This is a genomic window from Rhodanobacter sp. ANJX3 (genome assembly GCF_014200755.1).
Taxonomy (GTDB): Bacteria; Pseudomonadota; Gammaproteobacteria; order Xanthomonadales; family Rhodanobacteraceae; genus Rhodanobacter.
This window is the reverse complement of the sequence record NZ_JACHCM010000001.1, coordinates 97,885-115,064: the sequence shown is the minus strand read 5'-3', so window position 1 is coordinate 115,064 and position 17,180 is coordinate 97,885. Positions and strand designations below refer to the sequence as shown.

General features: G+C 63.3%; 14 protein-coding genes. All 14 read left to right on the top strand.

Annotated features, from left to right (window positions below):
* The first annotated feature begins 32 nt into the window (after positions 1–32).
* The 14 genes from HDE76_RS00460 (at position 33) to rbsB (ending at position 17,011) form a co-directional block, all read left to right on the top strand.
* Positions 33–1,076 (top strand): sugar ABC transporter substrate-binding protein, encoded by a 1,044-nt coding sequence (locus HDE76_RS00460; RefSeq protein ID WP_184504713.1) that lies wholly within the window; start codon positions 33–35, stop codon positions 1,074–1,076.
* 85 nt (positions 1,077–1,161) lie between these two features.
* Positions 1,162–2,343, top strand: a complete 1,182-nt coding sequence (locus HDE76_RS00455) for an ABC transporter permease (RefSeq protein ID WP_221262218.1) — start codon at positions 1,162–1,164, stop codon at positions 2,341–2,343.
* A 10-nt stretch (positions 2,344–2,353) separates the two neighbouring features.
* Positions 2,354–3,172 carry an ATP-binding cassette domain-containing protein gene (locus HDE76_RS00450; RefSeq protein ID WP_184504711.1) on the top strand — a complete coding sequence of 273 codons (819 nt, stop codon included), beginning with the start codon at positions 2,354–2,356 and terminating at the stop codon, positions 3,170–3,172.
* A 48-nt stretch (positions 3,173–3,220) separates the two neighbouring features.
* Positions 3,221–5,194, top strand: coding sequence for a 5-dehydro-2-deoxygluconokinase (gene iolC, locus HDE76_RS00445; RefSeq protein WP_184504709.1), 1,974 nt, complete (start codon positions 3,221–3,223; stop codon positions 5,192–5,194).
* Positions 5,191–7,098, top strand: coding sequence for a 3D-(3,5/4)-trihydroxycyclohexane-1,2-dione acylhydrolase (decyclizing) (iolD, locus tag HDE76_RS00440; RefSeq protein WP_184504707.1), 1,908 nt, complete (start codon positions 5,191–5,193; stop codon positions 7,096–7,098). The genes iolC and iolD overlap by 4 nt, the downstream gene beginning before the upstream one ends.
* Complete coding sequence (iolE, locus tag HDE76_RS00435) at positions 7,091–8,002, top strand: myo-inosose-2 dehydratase (protein ID WP_184504705.1); 912 nt, start codon at positions 7,091–7,093, stop codon at positions 8,000–8,002. The genes iolD and iolE overlap by 8 nt, the downstream gene beginning before the upstream one ends.
* Positions 7,999–8,796 (top strand): 5-deoxy-glucuronate isomerase, encoded by a 798-nt coding sequence (gene iolB, locus HDE76_RS00430; RefSeq protein WP_184504703.1) that lies wholly within the window; start codon positions 7,999–8,001, stop codon positions 8,794–8,796. The genes iolE and iolB overlap by 4 nt, the downstream gene beginning before the upstream one ends.
* A 61-nt stretch (positions 8,797–8,857) precedes the next feature.
* On the top strand, positions 8,858–10,381 hold the full coding sequence (locus HDE76_RS00425; RefSeq protein ID WP_179482242.1) for a CoA-acylating methylmalonate-semialdehyde dehydrogenase: 1,524 nt from the start codon (positions 8,858–8,860) through the stop codon (positions 10,379–10,381).
* Between the two features lie 252 nt (positions 10,382–10,633).
* A complete protein-coding gene (locus HDE76_RS00420; RefSeq protein WP_179482244.1) occupies positions 10,634–11,962 on the top strand; it encodes a carbohydrate porin in 1,329 nt (442 codons plus the stop codon).
* A gap of 233 nt (positions 11,963–12,195) precedes the next feature.
* Positions 12,196–13,089, top strand: a complete 894-nt coding sequence (gene rbsK, locus HDE76_RS00415) for a ribokinase (RefSeq protein WP_179482246.1) — start codon at positions 12,196–12,198, stop codon at positions 13,087–13,089.
* Entirely contained in the window at positions 13,086–13,484 is a 399-nt protein-coding gene (gene rbsD, locus HDE76_RS00410) for a D-ribose pyranase (protein ID WP_179482248.1), read from the top strand. Before rbsK ends, rbsD begins: the two co-directional genes overlap by 4 nt.
* A gap of 41 nt (positions 13,485–13,525) precedes the next feature.
* Positions 13,526–15,001, top strand: coding sequence for a sugar ABC transporter ATP-binding protein (locus HDE76_RS00405; protein ID WP_184504701.1), 1,476 nt, complete (start codon positions 13,526–13,528; stop codon positions 14,999–15,001).
* Between the two features lie 20 nt (positions 15,002–15,021).
* The gene (locus tag HDE76_RS00400) at positions 15,022–15,966 is read left to right on the top strand and encodes a ribose ABC transporter permease (RefSeq protein ID WP_179482252.1); all 945 of its coding nucleotides are present in this window, start codon (positions 15,022–15,024) and stop codon (positions 15,964–15,966) included.
* Positions 15,967–16,057: 91 nt separating this feature from the next.
* Entirely contained in the window at positions 16,058–17,011 is a 954-nt protein-coding gene (gene rbsB, locus HDE76_RS00395) for a ribose ABC transporter substrate-binding protein RbsB (RefSeq protein ID WP_179482254.1), read from the top strand.
* Positions 17,012–17,180 lie beyond the last annotated feature (169 nt).

Here is a 17,180-nt window from a genome sequence, read left to right as displayed (position 1 = left end):
GGCTAACCCGGCCCACGCGACTGGAGAGTGGTATGCAACTTCGGAAAATTTCCCTCTGTTTGGCAACCCTGCTGGCCGGCGTCACCCTGGCGCCGGCGCTGATGGCAGCCGATGGCCCGCACGCCAACGAGCGCTATGTGATGGTCAGCCACGGCGCCGATTCCGATTCGTGGTGGAACACGATCAAGAATTCCGTGAAACAGGCGGGCGAAGACTTCGGCGTGCAGGTCGACTATCGCAACCCGCCAAACGGCGACCTCGCCGATATGGCCCGCCTGCTTGAGCAGGCCGCTGCGCGCAACTACGACGGCGTCGCCTACGACATCGCCGATTACGACGTGCTGGCCAAACCCGCGGCGCGAATCACCGCCAAAGGCATTCCAACCGTTACGTTCAACTCCGGCACGATTGAAGAGAGCAAGAAGCTCGGCGCCATCATGCATATCGGCCAGCCCGAATATGCCGCAGGCAAGGCTGCTGGCGAACGCGCCAAGGCGCTGGGCATCAAGTCCTTCGTCTGCGTCAACCACTACGCCACCAACCAGGCCTCGTTCCAGCGCTGCAAAGGCTTTGCCGATGCGATCGGGGCGGACTTCAAAAGCTCGATGATCGACAGCGGCATGGACCCGACCGTGGTCAACAGCAAGGTCACCGCCTACCTGCGCAATCATCCGAAGACTCAGGCCATTCTCGCGCTGGGACCGAACGCCGCCGAGCCGACCGTGCAGGCCCTCAAGGCGATGCATTTGAACGGCAAGATCTACTTCGGCACCTTCGATCTGTCGCCGGGCATCATCAATGCGATCAAGGACGGCACGATCAATTTCGCCATCGATCAGCAGCCGTACCTGCAGGGCTATATGTCGATCGCCGCCGTGGTCATCGCGCACGAAGACAAGACGATGGACAAGGACAAGATCATCGCCACGCTGAAGGCCAATCCGAAGTTTCAGATGCGCCTGAAGATGTATGGCCTGTCGCCGGTCTATAACGCCGACGGCGTCAGCTCAGGCCCGGCTTTCGTGACCAAGGACAACGTGGCCACCGTCGAGAAATACGCCGGCCAGTACCGCTAAAGCGCTTCGACCGGCCGATCGTCTTGCGGCGATCGGTCGGTCAATAGCCGCACACATCATCCCTCGCGCAAGCGCCGGAGACTTCATGAGCACCACGACTTCCGATATGGCCATGACCCTCGCCAAACCTATTCCCTCGAACGCCAGTCTGAAGCCGCCTGGCGCCGATCATTCCGCGCCCAGCGACGAGCGCGTGCGCCGCATCTCGCCCTGGCGGGCCTTGTTGAATCGGCCCGAGCTGGGCTCGATCGCCGCCACCATTCTGGTGTTCATATTTTTCGGCGTTTTCGCCGGCAACTCGGGCATGTTCAACCTCGACGGCATCATGAACTGGTCGCAGGTTGCCGCGTATCTGGGCATCATCGCCGTCGGCGCCTGCCTGCTGATGATCGCCGGCGAATTCGACCTTTCGCTGGGCTCCATGATCGGCTTCGCCGGCATGATGATGGCGGTGCCCTCGATGTTTTTCGGCTGGCCGATGTGGCTGGCCGTGCTGTTCGCGTTCGGCGGCTGCATGGCGCTGGGTTGGTTGAACGGCTATCTGGTGATGCGCACCAAGCTGCCCAGCTTTATCGTCACGCTGGCTTTCATGTTTATCCTGCGCGGTCTCACCATCGTGCTGTCGACGCAGTTCGCGGGCAGCACCATCGTCAGCGGCGTGGGTGACAAGATTGCGCAGGATCCGATCACGCATGCCCTGTTCCAGGGCACTGCGCTGCAGGGCCTGTTCACCTGGATGGCGCACGCCGGCATCATCGACAAACTGCCCAGCGGCGAGCCGGTGGTTGCCGGTCTGCCGAAGGTGCTGCTGTGGTGGGCGCTGGTGGCCTGCGGCGCCGGCTTCGTGCTGTCCAAGACGCGTTTCGGCAACTGGATCTTCACCGTCGGCGGCGACGCCAACGCGGCGAAAAACGTCGGCGTGCCGGTGCGTCGGGTCAAGATCAGCCTGTTTGTATTGACCGCGTTCTGTGCCTGCCTGTTCGCGGTGCTGCAGGTCTCCGACGTGGGCTCGGCCGCATCCGATCGCGGCCTGCAGAAAGAGTTCGAGGCGATCATCGCCGCGGTCATCGGTGGCGCCCTGCTCACCGGCGGCTATGGCTCGGTGCTCGGCGCCTGCTTTGGTGCACTCATCTTCGGCGTGGTGCAGATCGGCATTTCCTACACCAACGTCAATTCCGATTGGTACCGCGTGGTGCTGGGCGCGATGCTGCTGCTCGCGGTGCTGTTCAACCATTACATCCGCTCGCGCGCAACGACCGGCAAGTGAGGATCGACTGATGGATACCGCAATCAAAAACGCCAGCGGCAGCGACGATTACATCCTGCAGCTCGAGGGCGTCAGCAAATTCTTCGGCACCGTGATTTCGCTGAAGGACGTGACGCTGCGCCTGCGCCGAGGCGAAGTGCACTGCCTGCTCGGCGACAACGGTGCCGGCAAGTCCACGCTGATCAAGACCCTCGCCGGCGTGCACAAGCCCAGCGAAGGCCGTTATCTGATCGAAGGCGAAGAGGTCAGCTTCAAGTCACCGCGCGAGGCGCTCGATTGCGGTATCGCCACCGTGTATCAAGATCTGGCCCTGGTGCCGCTGATGAGCGTGGCGCGCAATTTCTTTGCCGGACGCGAGCCGACCAAGAAGCTGTTCGGCATGATTCCCGTGCTCGATATGCAGCTGGCGGCCAGCACCGCGGTGGACAAGCTGGCCGAGATGGGCATCCACGTGCGCTCGCCGCACCAGCCGGTGGGCACGATGTCCGGCGGCGAACGCCAGTGCCTGGCGATTGCGCGCGCGATCCATTTCGGCGCGAAGGTGCTGATTCTCGATGAGCCGACCGCCGCGCTCGGCGTCAAGCAGAGCTGCAACGTGCTCAAGCTGGTGCATAAGGCGCGCGAGCGCGGCATCTCAGTGATCTTCATCACCCATAACGTGCATCACGCCTATCCCATCGCCGACAGCTTCACCGTGCTCAATCGCGGACAGTCGATGGGCACCTTCGCCAAGAGCGACATCAGCAAGGAGGAAGTGCTCGACATGATGGCCGGCGGCACCGAGATCCAGAGTCTCGTTGACGAGCTCGAAGGCCGTCAGGCCGCCTGAGCCAGCGTCGTACTGCCCTCCCCTATCGCCACCCCGAGTTTTTGCACCATGACCGAACATCGCTACGATCTGATTTGCCTGGGCCGACTCGCTGTCGACCTCTATGCCCAGCAGCACGGCGCACGGCTGGAAGATGCGTCCAGCTTCGCCAAATATCTCGGCGGCTCCTCCGGCAATGCCGCGTTTGGCGCCGCGCGCCTGGGCCTGCGTTCGGCCATGCTGACGCGCGTGGGCAACGACCATATGGGCCGGTTCCTCACCGAAACCCTGAGCAAGGAAGGCTGCGATGTCAGCCATGTCGTCGTCGACCCGGCGCGCCTCACCGGCATGGTGCTGCTCGGCATCAAGGATCGCGAAACCTTTCCGCTGATTTTCTATCGCGAAAACTGCGCCGACATGGCGCTGTGCGAAGACGATATCGATGAGAATTTCATCGCCTCGAGCAAGGCCCTGGCGATCACCGGCACGCATCTGTCCACACCAGGCACGCTGGCCGCCAGCCGCAAAGCGCTGGCGTTCGCGCGGCAGCATGGCGTACGCACCGTGCTCGATATCGACTACCGCCCCGTGCTGTGGGGACTGACGAATCGCGGCGACGGCGAAACGCGCTTCATCGCCGACGACGGCGTCACGGCGCACCTCCAGCGCGAGCTGGGCCAGTTCGACCTGATCGTCGGCACCGAGGAAGAATTCCATATCGCCGGCGGCAGCAAGGATTTGATCGCAGCACTGAATGCCGTTCGCGCGGTGAGCAACGCCGCGCTGGTGGTGAAGCGCGGCGCACAGGGCTGCAGCGTGATCGAGGCCGCCATACCCGCAAAGATCGACGATGCGCCAACCTTTCTCGGCACGCGGGTCGAGGTGCTCAACGTGCTGGGCGCCGGTGATGCGTTTATCGCGGGCTTTCTCTCCGGCTGGCTGCGCGACGAGCCGATCGAGCGCTGCTGCGCCTATGCCAACGCCTGCGGTGCCATTGTGGTGTCCCGCCACGGCTGTGCGCCGGCGATGCCGAGTCGCGCCGAACTCGACTATTTCCTCGCCCACGCCGAGCGGCTGCAGCGCCCGGATCGCGACGAGCAGTTGGCCCATCTGCATCGTGTCAGCGTGGCGCGCACGCACTGGGACGATTTGCATATCTTCGCGTTCGACCATCGCAGCCAGCTGTTCGAGCTGGCGCGCGAAGCGGGCGCCGACGAGTCGCGTATTCCGCCGCTGAAGCAGCTGCTGGTGCAGGCGGTGGCGCGCACGGAGAAAAATCTCGGGCTGACGCAGCGCATCGGCATGCTGTGCGACGGTCGTTACGGCCAGGATGCGCTCAACGATGCCACCGGCCGCGGCTGGTGGGTGGGGCGTCCGGTCGAACTGCCCGGCTCGCTGCCGCTGGAATTCGAAGCCGGCCGCGCCCTGGGCAGCGAGCTGATCCAGTGGCCGCTCGAACAGGTAGTCAAATGCCTGGTGCCGTTCGATCCCGACGGCACGCCGGAGCAGCGGCTGGAGCAGGAAACCCAGCTGCATGCCCTGTATACCGCAACCCGCGCCAGCGGACACGAGCTGCTGCTGGAGGTGATTCCGCCGGCCAACCCGTCGGTGCAGGCGAGCCAGGGCGAGCGCGTGCTGCGTTCCCTCAAGCGTATCTACAACCTCGGCATCCGACCCGAGTGGTGGAAGCTTGCGCCGCTGCCGGCGCAGGACTGGACCGCACTCGACGCGCTGATCGCCGAACGTGATCCGCATTGCCGCGGCGTGCTGCTGCTCGGCCTCAACGCGCCGTTTGCCGAACTGGCCGCGGGCTTCGCCGCCGCCGCGCACAGCCACAGCTGCCGCGGCTTCGCCGTCGGCCGCAGCATTTTTGTCGAGCCGGCGCGCGCCTGGCTTCGCGGCGACATCGACGATGCGACCCTGGTCGAACGAGCCAGCCACCACTTCGCCGAACTGGCCGCGCTGTGGCGACAGGCTCGCGGTGAGCGCGTCACGAGTCCACCTGCCGTCGAAAAAACGCATGGGGTGGAGGCCACCGCATGAGCAACACCGTTCGACTGACGATGGCGCAGGCGCTGGTGCGCTATCTCGCGGCACAGCAGGTTCTCGATGACGATGGCCGAACCGTTCCGCTGTTCGGCGGCGTGTTCGCGATTTTCGGTCACGGCAACGTCGCTGGCCTGGGCGAAGCGCTGTACGCGCAACGCGACAGCCTGCCGACCTATCGCGCGCACAGCGAACAGGGCATGGCCAATGCGGCGGTCGCCTATGCCAAGGCGCATATGCGTCGGCGCATGATGGCCGTGACGAGCTCGATCGGACCGGGTGCGACCAACCTGGTGACCTCCGCCGCGCTGGCCCACGTGAATCGGCTTCCGGTACTTTTGCTGCCTGGCGATATCTTCGTCTCGCGCGCGCCCGATCCGGTGCTGCAGCAGCTGGAGGATTTTTCCGACGGCACGGCCAGCGTCAACGACTGCCTGCGTCCGGTATCGCGCTATTTCGATCGCATCGTGAAACCCGAGCAGCTGCTGAGCGCACTGCCGCGGGCGCTGCGCGTGCTGACCGATCCCGCCCTGTGCGGCCCGGTAACCCTAGCGCTTCCGCAAGATGTGCAGACCGAGGCCTACGACTGGCCGGAACGTTTTTTTGCGCCGCGTATCCACAGTTTCCGCGCGTTGCCCGCCGCGGAGGACGACATCGCCGCGGCAGCCTCCGCGCTGCGTGCAGCAATGCGTCCCGTCATCATTGCCGGCGGCGGCGTGCTTTACAGCAAGGCCAGCGCGGCGCTGCGGCGCTTCGCGGAAGCCCACGGCATACCCGTGGCCGAGACGCAGGCCGGCAAAGGCGCGATGGCCTGGGATCATCCGCTGCAGCTGGGACCGGCTGGCGTCTGCGGCTCCACCGCGGCCAATGCGCTGCTGGCCGAGGCCGATGTCGTACTTGCCGTCGGCACGCGCCTGCAGGATTTCACCACCGGCTCCAATGCGCTGTTCAACGATGCCCAGATGATCGCCCTGAACGTCAACGGCTACGACACGCTGAAAGGCGGCGGCCTCGACATTCTTGCTGACGCCAGCCTTGGGCTGGATGCGCTGTCCCTCGCATTGCAGGACTGGAGCGCTGGCCGCGATTGGCAGGAAAACGCCAAGCGCCAGGCCAACGAATGGCGCGACATCGTCAGCCAAGTCACCGGGCAACGCGAGTTGCCCAGCGGCACCCTGCCCTACGATGGCGAAATCATCGGCGCGGTGCAGCGCTCCGATCCGCAGTCGATGCAGAACGATATTGTGGTCTGCGCCGCCGGCACACTGCCTGCCGAGCTGGAAAAACTCTGGCGCACGTCTACGCCGGGCGGCTACCACATGGAATACGGCTACTCCTGCATGGGTTACGAGATTGCCGGCGGTCTGGGCGTCAAGATGGCCAAACCCGATCGCGACGTGATCGTGATGCTGGGCGACGGCAGCTATCTGATGCTCAACGCCGAGATCGCCACGTCGGTGATGCTGGGCCTGAAGCTGATCATCGTGGTGCTGGACAATCGCGGCTACGGCTGCATCAACCGACTGCAGCAGGCCTGCGGCGGCGCCCCGTTCAACAATATGTGGGACGACTGCCTGCAAGGTGCCGACGGCGCACCGGCCATCGACTTCGCCGCGCACGCGCGTGCGATGGGTGCCGAAGCGGAGCACGTCGGCAGCATCGCCGAGCTGGAGCAGGCGCTGACACGCGCACGCTCGGCGAAGCGCACGTACCTGATTTCCATCGATACCGATCATCGTCGTACCACCGAACACGGCGGCACGTGGTGGGAAGTCGCGGTGCCCGAAGTCTCGACTCGCGCTAGCGTGCTTGACTCTCGACGCGATTACGAAACAGCCAAACAGCGGCAGCGGTCGACCACCGCGCCCGTCCATTCAACGCAGGTGAAATCCGATGTCTAACCGTCTGGAAGTAAAGATCGGCATCAATCCGATCAGCTGGAGCAACGACGACCTGCCCTCGCTTGGCGGGGAAACGCCGTTGTCCACCGCCTTGAGCGAAGGCCGCGAGATCGGCTATCAGGGTTTCGAGCTGGGCAACAAGTTTCCCAAGGACCCCGCCGCGCTGCGTGAGCTGATGGCCGGCTACCAGCTCGACGTGGTGTCGGGCTGGTATTCCGGCCGACTGGCCACGCGATCGGTGGAAGAGGAAATCGCGTCGGTGGAATCGCACCTCGATCTGCTGGCAAAGAACGGCTGCAAGGTGATGGTCTACGGCGAAGTGGCCAACGCCATCCAGGGCGAACGCAGCGTGCCGCTGTACAAGCGTCCGCGCTTCGACGACGAGTCGTTCAAGCGCTACGGCGAACGGCTGACCGCTTTCGGCAAACATCTGCTGACGCGCGGCGTGCGGCTGGCCTACCACCACCATATGGGCGCCTATGTGGAATCGCCGGACGATATCGACCGCGTGATGGCCTACACCGGCGAGGATGTGGGGCTGCTGTTCGATTCCGGCCATGCGTATTTCGGCGGCGGCGACCCGCTGACGATTCTGGGCAAGCACATCGGCCGCGTCTGCCACGTGCACTGCAAAGATGTCAGGCCGTCGATCATTCGCCACGCGCGCAACCGCCAGTGGAGCTTTCTGGATTCCGTGTTGAACGGCGTGTTCACCGTGCCCGGCGACGGTGCGATCGATTTCGCCGGCATCGTCGAACTGCTGCGTGAGAACCACTACAAGGGCTGGCTGATCGTCGAGGCCGAGCAGGATCCGGCCGTCGCGCCCAGCTATGCCTACGCCAGCCTCGGCTACCGCACCTTACGCGGACTGGTCGACAACGTGCGTACGAAGGAGGCCGCATGAGCCTGCTAGTCAAAGCTGCCCCTAAGGGACGCGCCATCGTCAAAGTGACGCCGGAGTCGGCCGGCTGGAAGCACGTCGGTTTTGAAGGCGTGCGGGTCGGCGCCGGCGAGTCGCTGCATCTCGATCTGCCGTCCGATCGCGAAGGCTGTCTGGTGGTGCTGACCGGCAACGTCGACGTCAGCATCGGTGACGAATCCTGGAAAAGCCTCGGCGGCCGCGCCAGCGTGTTCGAGGATCGCTCGACCGACGCGGTGTACGCACCGCCGGGATCGACGTTCGTCATCCACGCGCATGATGAGGCAGAGCTCGCGCTGGCCAGCGCACCGGCCACCGGAAAATATCCCGCGCGGCTGATACCCGCCGCCAGCATGAAGCGCATGGTCCGCGGCCAGGGCAGCAACACGCGCTACGTCTGCGACGTGTTGCCAGAGACGGAAAACGCCGAGTCGTTGCTCGTGGTCGAAGTGGTCACGCCGGCGGCCAACTCCTCCAGCTATCCGCCGCACAAGCACGACACCGACAACCTGCCGGTCGAGAGCTCGCTGGAAGAAACTTATTACCACCGCATCGATCCGCCGCAGGGCTTTGCCTTCCAGCGCGTGTACACCGACGAGCGCGACCTCGATGAATCGATGGCCGTAGGCGACCACGACGTGGTGATGGTGCCGCGCGGCTATCACCCGGTGGTGATGCCGCACGGCTATCGCGGCTACTACCTCAACGTGATGGCCGGCCCGCATCGCGAATGGCATTTCAAGAACGATCCGGCACACGACTGGCTGATGCCGCGCTGAGCGATTCGCGCGTCGACACCAGCCCCGATCCAACTTTTCGATTGATACGGAACCACCGACCATGTCTGCACAACTCTCTCGCTCCCCTGCTCCGGTCAATATCGGCCACTACATCGGCGGCCGCCATCAGGCCGGCAAAGGTTCCTCCGCGCCCAGCTACAACCCGGCCACGGGTGACGTGATCGGCGCCGTGGCGCTGGCCGACGCGAAAGAAGTCGACCTCGCCGTGCAGTCGGCACTGGCGGCATTTCCTGCCTGGTCACAGACGCCGCCGCTGAAGCGCGCACGCGTGATGTTCCGTTTCAAGGAGCTGCTCGAGCGCGACATGGACAAGCTCGCCGCCGCCATCACGCGCGAGCACGGCAAGGTCGTATCCGATGCCAAGGGCGAACTGGTGCGCGGCCTGGAAGTGGTGGAATACGCCTGCGGCATTCCCGAACTGCTCAAGGGCGACTACACCGAACAGATTGCTAACGGCATCGACGCCTGGACCATGCGCCAGGCGCTGGGCGTTTGCGCGGGGATCACGCCGTTCAATTTCCCCGCGATGGTGCCGATGTGGATGTTTCCGATGGCGATCGCCTGCGGCAATACCTTCGTACTGAAGCCATCCGAGCGCGATCCCTCCACCGCGCTGCTGCTCGCCGAGTTGCTGACCGAAGCGGGCCTGCCCGACGGCGTATTCAATGTCGTGCAGGGCGACAAAGGCGCGGTCGACGCATTGCTCGATCATAAGGACGTTCGCGCCATCAGCTTTGTCGGCTCCACGCCGATCGCCGAATACATCTACGCGCGCGGCACCTCGCAAGGCAAGCGCGTGCAGGCGCTGGGCGGCGCGAAGAACCATATGATCGTGATGCCCGATGCGGATATGGACAAAACCGTCGACGCGCTGATGGGCGCGGGCTACGGCGCTGCCGGCGAACGCTGCATGGCGATCTCTGTCGTCGTTGCCGTGGGCGAAGCGACCGCCAACACGCTGGTGGAAAAGCTTGCACCGAAAGTGCGCGCCCTGCGCATCGGTGACGGCATGGACGACACCATCGAAATGGGCCCGGTCGTCACCAGCCAGCATCGCGACAAGATCACCGGCTATATCGACGACGGCGAAGCCGCCGGCGCCGAACTCATCGTCGATGGCCGCGGCCATCAGGTCGCCGGCTGCGAGCAGGGTTTCTTTCTCGGCGGCACACTGTTCGATCGCGTCACGCCTTCGATGCGCATCTACAAGGAAGAAATCTTCGGACCCGTGCTGTGCGTGGTGCGCGTGCCGGATTTCGCCAGTGCGCTCGCGCTGGTCGATTCGCATGAATACGGCAACGGCACGGCGATCTTCACGCGCGACGGCCACGTGGCGCGCGAGTTCGCGCATCGCGTGCAGGTCGGCATGATCGGCATCAACGTGCCCATTCCTGTACCGATGGCGTTCCACAGTTTCGGCGGTTGGAAAAAAAGTCTGATGGGCGATCACCACGCACACGGTCCCGAGGCAGTGCGCTTCTACACGCGTCAGAAGGCCGTAACTCAGCGCTGGTTGGCAGATAAAGAAAGTGCTGGCGCCGAATTCGCCATGCCCACGCACTGAAAGACGTTTGCTTCGCCGCAATAGATTGTTTTTACTTCATAGCAGCACGTTTTTTGCCCCGCAGCGCAACACGAAAAAACACAATAGGCCTCGGGTGTTAGTCAATTGAGCGTGATGAGCATCCGTCCGAAAATGCCGAGTAATAAAAAAAACATAAAAGATACGAAAAGAACTCGTATTCATTTTTCGCTTGAAAAATGCTGAACGTTTAACGAACGCACCAGTCGCTTCACCATTGGGAGAGAGGGAATCATGGCTTCAACATTTCGGAAAAAATCACTCGCTTGCGCGCTGACTATCGCAGGTCTCGGTTTCGGCATGGGCCTGGCGGCACCGCAGGCGCACGCAGCGGATGACCTGACCACCAGCCCTTATCTCTTCGGCGACTGGAACGGTGAGCGCACCCGTCTGGCCGACGAGGGCATCAAATTCGATTTCGGTTACGGTGGTGAAGCGGCGCATAACTTTACCGGCGGCACATCGCACCTGACTCGCTACACCGATCAGTGGAAAGGTGGCGTGGCGCTGGATCTGGACAAACTGTGGGGCTGGCACGGCGCCACCTTCCGCATGATGATCACCGATCGTAACGGTCGCAACCTGGGCGCCGATGCCCACATCGGCAACAACCAGCTGATCCAGGAAGTCTACGGCCGCGGCCAGACCTGGCATCTCACCGAATTCTCGCTCGAACAGAAATTCTTCGACGGCGCCTTGGTGGTCAAAGCCGGTCGTTTGCCCGTCGGTTCAGATTTCGCGGCGTTCTCCTGCGACTTCCAGAACCTGACCTTCTGCGGCTCGCAGCCGGGCAATATCGTCGGCGGTTACTGGGTCAACTGGCCGACCAGCCAGTGGGCGGCCAACATCAAACTCAACACCACGAAGGAAACCTACGTGATGTTGGGCGCCTACCAGGTCAATCCGAACTACGTCAACGACAGCTACGCGGCGCACAAAGGCCTGATTCCGGACTTCCCGGGTGGCACCACCGGTGCGCTGATTCCGTTGGAATTCGGCTGGACTCCTACCGCCAACGGCCTGCCCGGTGCGTATAAGTTCGGTGTTTGGTACAACACCTCCAAGGGCAAGGATCTGTACTACGACATCAACCACGATCCGGCAGGTGAAACCGGCCTGGCAGCGCTGAACCGCGACGGCCAGTACGGTGCGTACATCAATTTCATCCAGCAGGTAACCGGTGACGCCGGCGGCAAAGGATTGTCGATTTTCCTGAACGCATCGCAGGCCGATCGCAACACCGCGGCCACCGATGGACAGGTCGCACTGGGTCTGGAATACAACGGTCCGTTCGCCCGTCCCAACGACATGATCGGCTTCGCCGTCGGCGAAACGAACTCCAACAGCCGCTATGCCGATTTCGTCAAGCAGAACAACGCGCGCACCGGTGAAAACGTCATCGTTGGCGACGGCAGCGAGTACGTGACCGAAGTGTTCTACAGCTGGTCGCCGATTCCGTCGATCTACTTGCGCCCGAACCTGCAGTACATCCTGCATCCGGGTGGCACCAGCCAGAACAGCAACGCGTTCGTGGCCGGCCTGAAGATGGGCTTCACGTTCTAATAGCGGTGCCGAGTTGCTGCGCTAACAACAGCAACACATCAAACATCCCGGCCCTTGTGCCGGGATGTTTTTTTATGATGGTCGATTCGTACATGAAGAATTCTTATCCAGCATTTTGGAGCATGGAACGAATGGTTTTCTTCCACGCTCGCACCTAGAGACGTTCGATTCCTCTCGCATCACATCGCATCCCTTATGCTTGCACTTCCCCTCCCCCAAGGCCGCGAATTTTCATGACGCGCATCGTTGTTGTCGGCAGCATCAATATGGATCTGGTTACTCTGGCGCCGCGCTTTCCCGCGCCCGGTGAAACCCTGATGGCCGAAAGTTTTCACACCATTCCCGGTGGCAAAGGCGCCAATCAGGCCGTGGCTGCCGCGCGTCTGGGCGCCGAGGTGTCCCTGATCGGAGCGCTCGGCAACGACATATTCGGCAGGCAGCTGCGCCAGGGGCTGATCGACGAAGGCGTCGATATCACCCACGTGCAGAGCCTCGATGATTGCGCCAGCGGCACCGCGTCCATCACCGTGGCGCAGGGCGACAATCACATCCTCGTCGTGCCCGCCGCGAATGCGCGCGTCACGTCCGAGCAGGTCGAACTTGCCAAAGATCTGATCGAACGCGCCGACGCCGTACTCGTGCAGATGGAGATTCCGCTGGCAACGGTCGAAGCCACGGTGCGACTGGCGCACAGGCTAGGTGTGCCGGTGATTCTGAATCCCGCGCCTGCGCAGCCGCTGCCGACCGACTGGCTCAAGCTCGTGCGTTACGTCACGCCCAACCAGCACGAGCTGGCGATCCTGCTCGATGCCGACGGGAACGACGATTTTCATGCGCTGATGCAGCGCGCACCCTGCCCCGTCGTGCTGACGCGCGGCGAGGAAGGCGCGTGGTATCGCGAAGACGGCAGCCCCATACATCAGTCCGGTTTTCATGTGGATGTCGTCGACACGACCGGTGCCGGCGATACCTTCAACGCGGCGCTTGCCGTGTTTCTGCACGAAGGCCTGCCGATCGCAGTAAAAAAGGCCTGCGCGGCGGCAGCACTTTCCGTCTCGCGCCTCGGGGCACAGGGCGGTATGCCGCGCCTGTCCGAAGTCAAGGCGCTGCTGGAGCGGCAGTCGTGAGGCGCGCCGGACTCCTGCACGCCGAACTCAGCCGCGTGATCGCCGCGATGGGGCATACCGATACACTGGTGATTGCCGACGTCGGCCTGCCCGTGCCGCGCGGCGTGCCGTGCATCGATCTGGCCCTGCTACCCGGACTGCCCTCGTTCGCGCAGGTATTCGACGCCATCTGCGACGAACTCGCCGTGGAGTCGGCCACCTTTGCCGAAGAAATCCACCAAAAGAATCCCGCTCTGGTGGCGCTGGCCGATCGACTGAAGCATAGCGGTATGCCAGTGGACGAAATCAGCCACGCGAATTTCAAGCAGCAATGCGCTCATGCAGTCGCCATCGTGCGCACCGGCGAAACCTCGCCCTACGCCAACGTGATCCTGCACGCGGGGGTGACGTTTTGAGCGCGCCGCTGCAAGCTGTACCGTATGACCCAGCCACCGCCATGCCACTAGTCAGCATGCACGGTATCCAGAAGGCGTTCGGCCCGGTAAAGGTGCTGGAAGGCGTGGATTTCGAACTGCGGCCGGGCGAAGTCCATGCGCTGATGGGCGAAAACGGCGCGGGCAAATCCACTCTGATGAAAGTGCTGACCGGCGTACACAAGGCCGACGCCGGCGATATCAAGGTGGACGGCCAAACGGTATCGATTCATTCCACGACCGATGCCGAAAAGCACGGCATCGCCATCATCCATCAGGAACTCAACCTGATTCCCCATCTGAGCGTGACGGAGAATCTTTTTCTCGGTCGCGAATTGAGCACGCTCGGTGTACTGCATCGGCGCGCCATGCGCAAACGCGCGCGCGAATGGCTGGCCCAGGTCGGCATGCAGTCGATCGATCCGGATATGCCGGTGGCACGCCTGTCGGTAGGCCAGCAGCAGATGGTCGAGATCGCCAAGGCCTTGGGCCAGAACGCCCGCGTGCTGATCATGGACGAACCCACCGCGGCGCTGAGCGAGCGCGAGACGGACACGCTGTTCGCGCTCATCCGCGAACTGCGTCAGAAAGGCACGGGCATCGTCTACGTGTCGCATCGCATGGAAGAAATCTTCGTACTGTGCGATCGCATTTCCGTACTGCGCGACGGTCATTTCGTCGGCACGCGCCCGATTCCCGGGCTCAGCCTGGACGAGGTCGTGCAGATGATGGTGGGGCGCAGCCTGGAGGCGCGCTTCCCCACCCGCGACGTGACACCGGGCAAGGTGCTGCTCAAGGTCGAACATCTCGGCGACAAGCAAGTGCACGACATCAGCTTCGAACTGCGCGCCGGCGAGGTGCTGGGCGTGGCCGGTCTGATGGGTGCCGGTCGCACCGAGCTGGCGCGCCTGCTGTTCGGACTGGACAAGGCCAGCGAAGGCCGTGTGCTGCTCGACGACGAGCCCATCCATACCCGCACGCCAGTGCAGGCGATCAAGGCCGGGCTCGGCTTTGTCACCGAAGACCGCAAGGCGCAGGGCCTGGTGCTGGATCTGAGCCTGCGCGAGAACATCAGTCTGCCGCGCGTGCCCGCGCATGCGGGTGTCATCGATCGCGCTACGGAAAAGCGCCAGACCAAGGGCCTGATCGAGCAGTTGAAAATCCGTACGCGCGACATGGAACTGCCAGCCCGCGCGCTGTCCGGCGGCAACCAGCAGAAGGTGGTGCTGGCGAAATGGCTGGCGCTGAAGCCGCGCGTGCTGATTCTGGATGAGCCTACTCGCGGGGTGGACGTCGGCGGCAAGGCCGAGATCTATCAGATCATCAACCAGCTGGTAGCCAGCGGCGTGGCGATTCTGATGATTTCCTCCGAACTGCCCGAAGTGCTGGCGATGAGCGATCGCATCCTGGTGATGCACGAAGGGCGCGCCAGCGCCCTGCTGGATGCCGCCACGGCGACCCAGGAAACCGTAATGCTTGCCGCTACCGGCGGCCACTGACCATGACGAGTACGAATGCAATGACGAGCAGATTTTCTTTTGGCAACGGCGCCGCGCTGCTGCAGCGGCTGGGCTCGGTGATCGGACTGCTGCTGCTGATCATCGCCCTGAGCGTGCTGAGCCCCGACTTTCTCAATGCGGGCAACCTGCTCACCGTGCTGCGCCAGGTGTCGATCAACGCGTTGATCGCCTTCGGCATGACCTTCGTGATACTGGCCGGCGGCATCGATCTGTCGGTGGGCGCGATACTCGCCTTCACCGGCGCGATCACCGCAGGCGTGATGGCGGCAGGCCACGGCATGGCGTTGGCGATCGGCGTGGGCCTCGGGCTTGGTCTGCTGCTTGGCGTGATCAACGGCGTGCTGGTGTCGTGGGGTCGCGTCGCCCCGTTCATCGCCACGCTCGGCACCATGACACTGCTACGCGGACTCACCCTGTCGTACACGCAGGGCCAGCCGATCGGCGTCAGCAACAGCAGCTTCGCCCTGCTCGGCGACGGCTACATCGCGCACCTGATTCCCAATCCGGTGGTGTGGATGTTCCTCGTGTTTGTCATCTGCGCATTTCTGCTGCGTGGCACCGTGTTCGGTCGCCACGTGTTCGCGCTGGGCGGCAACGAGGAAGCGGCGCGACTGTCGGGCGTGCGCATCAACGCGATGAAGCTGGGCGTCTACGGTTTATCGGGCCTGCTGTCGGCGTTTGCCGGCATCGTGCTCACCTCACGCCTGTATTCCGCCCAAGCCACCGCCGGCAGCGGCTACGAACTCGACGCCATTGCAGCGGTGGTGCTAGGCGGCACCAGTCTGGCCGGTGGCCGCGGCTGGCTGTTCGGCACCCTGGTCGGCGCGCTGCTGATCGGATTTTTGAACAACGGCCTCAACCTGCTCGGCGTCTCATCGTTTTATCAGCAGGTGGTCAAGGGCGCGGTGATTCTGATCGCCGTGCTGCTGGATCGCCGTAAGTAATCGTACTGGCCCCTCGTTTCGTCAACGGCGCGCCTGTCGCGACCGCTGAAGTTCCATCCCGCTTTTTCTGACCACCCTCGGAGCACCTCCCATGAATAAACTCGGATTTCTTGCTGTATCCACCCTCACTCTGCTCGCCGCCGCCTGCAGCAACCAGGGCCCGACCGATGCAGCGTCGACGCCTGCCGCCGCGTCCACGAGCCCCGCGCCGGCTGCCAGCAACAAAACCATCGGCCTGGCGCTGTCGACGCAGAACAATCCGTTCTTCGTCGCGCTGAAAAACGGTGCGCAGAAAGAGGCGGCGGCAGATGGCTACACCCTGACCGTGGTCGACGCCCAGGACGATCCGGCCAAGCAGATCTCCAGCGTCGAAGACCTGATCCAGAAAAAGGTCTCGGTGATCCTGCTCAACCCCACCGACTCGTCGGCGCTTGCCGGCGCTGTGAAAGAAGCCAATGACGCGCACATTCCGGTGATCACCCTCGATCGCTCGGTCGACGGCGCCCAGGTGGTCGCTCATATCGCGTCCGACAATGTGGTCGGCGGCAGCGAGGCGGCCAAGTTCCTGATCAAGGCGCTCAACAACAAGGGCAACGTGATCGAACTGCAGGGCGTGCCGGGCACCTCCGCCGCGCGCGACCGCGGCCAGGGCTTCGATGACGAGATCAAGACCTCGGGCCTGAAAATCATCGCCCAGCAGCCGGCCAACTTCGACCGCGCCCAGGGCCTCAGCGTCACCGAAAATCTGCTGCAGGCTCACCCCGACGTGCAGGCTATCTTCGCGCAGAACGACGAAATGGCGCTTGGCGCCGTGCGCGCGCTCGACGGCGCCAAGCGCGCCAACGTGCTCGTGGTCGGCTTCGACGGCACGCCCGATGGCATCCAGGCGGTGAAGGACGGCAAGATCGCCGCCATCGTCGCGCAGCAGCCTGACATGATCGGCCAGCTCGGCGTCAAGAATGCCAAGAGCGTGATCGACGGCGAGAAAGTGGAAGCCAAAATCGCCGTGCCGCTGAAGCTGGTGACCAAGGACAACGCGCAGTAAGTTTCAGCTGATGGGCTTGTGAAATAAAAACGGCAGGCCCAAAAGCCTGCCGTTTTTTTGTCTCTGGGATAACCACGACTTCTGACCAAGGCAACAGGCTGAACCACCACCGGTCGGGAACCGTTTTCTCCCCTCGCTCGTGCGCCACGAAAGCTCGGAAACATCGGCA

Bases quoted from the DNA above. Each gene is read 5' to 3' on its own strand.
- HDE76_RS00450 (WP_184504711.1), top strand. From the start codon at position 2,354: ATGGATACCGCAATCAAAAACGCCAGCGGCAGCGACGATTACATCCTG.
- HDE76_RS00400 (WP_179482252.1), top strand. From the start codon at position 15,022: ATGACGAGCAGATTTTCTTTTGGCAACGGCGCCGCGCTGCTGCAGCGG.
- HDE76_RS00455 (WP_221262218.1), top strand. From the start codon at position 1,162: ATGAGCACCACGACTTCCGATATGGCCATGACCCTCGCCAAACCTATT.
- HDE76_RS00420 (WP_179482244.1), top strand. From the start codon at position 10,634: ATGGCTTCAACATTTCGGAAAAAATCACTCGCTTGCGCGCTGACTATC.
- iolD (WP_184504707.1), top strand. From the start codon at position 5,191: ATGAGCAACACCGTTCGACTGACGATGGCGCAGGCGCTGGTGCGCTAT.
- HDE76_RS00425 (WP_179482242.1), top strand. From the start codon at position 8,858: ATGTCTGCACAACTCTCTCGCTCCCCTGCTCCGGTCAATATCGGCCAC.
- iolE (WP_184504705.1), top strand. From the start codon at position 7,091: ATGTCTAACCGTCTGGAAGTAAAGATCGGCATCAATCCGATCAGCTGG.
- HDE76_RS00460 (WP_184504713.1), top strand. From the start codon at position 33: ATGCAACTTCGGAAAATTTCCCTCTGTTTGGCAACCCTGCTGGCCGGC.
- HDE76_RS00405 (WP_184504701.1), top strand. From the start codon at position 13,526: ATGCCACTAGTCAGCATGCACGGTATCCAGAAGGCGTTCGGCCCGGTA.
- iolB (WP_184504703.1), top strand. From the start codon at position 7,999: ATGAGCCTGCTAGTCAAAGCTGCCCCTAAGGGACGCGCCATCGTCAAA.
- rbsB (WP_179482254.1), top strand. From the start codon at position 16,058: ATGAATAAACTCGGATTTCTTGCTGTATCCACCCTCACTCTGCTCGCC.
- rbsK (WP_179482246.1), top strand. From the start codon at position 12,196: ATGACGCGCATCGTTGTTGTCGGCAGCATCAATATGGATCTGGTTACT.
- iolC (WP_184504709.1), top strand. From the start codon at position 3,221: ATGACCGAACATCGCTACGATCTGATTTGCCTGGGCCGACTCGCTGTC.